1 protein-coding gene is annotated in these 720 nt (G+C 64.2%); it reads left to right on the forward strand.

Features of this window, described 5'->3' with window-relative positions; genetic code table 11:
* Positions 1 to 720: substrate-binding domain-containing protein (locus ACFFNX_RS51805; protein WP_378213871.1), on the forward strand; the 720-nt coding region annotated here is incomplete at both ends.

The following is a 720-nucleotide window of genomic DNA, read 5'->3' on the forward strand; positions in this document are numbered from 1 at the left end:
GCCGCCGCGTGCGGCGGTACGACCAAGAACTCCTCCTCCGGCGACAACGGCGGCGCCGCCGCGACGAGCGGCAAGAAGGCCGACCCCAACGCCCCGATCAAGCAGAACCTCAAGCTCGCCTTCCTGCCCAAGCAGGTCAACAACCCGTACGAGACGATCGTCGACAACGCCGGCATCGCCGCGGCCAAGGGCTTCTACGCCCAGGCCAAGGAGGTCGGCCCGTCGGACGCGTCGGCGTCGTCGCAGATCTCCTATCTGAACACGTTGATTCAGCAGCGGCAGGACGCGATTTTGATCGCGGCCAATGATCCGAACGCGGTGTGCGGGCCGTTGAAGCAGGCGATGTCGCGGAAGATCGCGGTGGTCTCCTATGACTCTGATGCCGCGAAGGAGTGCCGGGATGTGTTCATCAACCAGGCGAGCTCGGAGGAGATCGGCCGTAGCGAGATCAAGGTGATGTCGGATCTGATCGGCGGCAAGGGCAAGATCGCGATCTTGTCGGCGACGGCGAACGCGACGAACCAGAACACCTGGATCGGGTTCATGAAGGAGGAGCTGAAGAAGCCGGAGTATTCCGGTATCCAGCTGGTGAAGGTCGCCTACGGCGACGATGACGACCAAAAGTCCTTCCAGCAGACGCAGGGCCTGCTCCAGGCCTACCCGGACCTGAAGGGCATCATCGCGCCCACCACGGTCGGCATCGCCGCCGCAGCCCGCTAC

This window comes from Actinoallomurus acaciae, from assembly GCF_042429965.1.
GTDB lineage: Bacteria > Actinomycetota > Actinomycetes > Streptosporangiales > Streptosporangiaceae > Actinoallomurus > Actinoallomurus acaciae.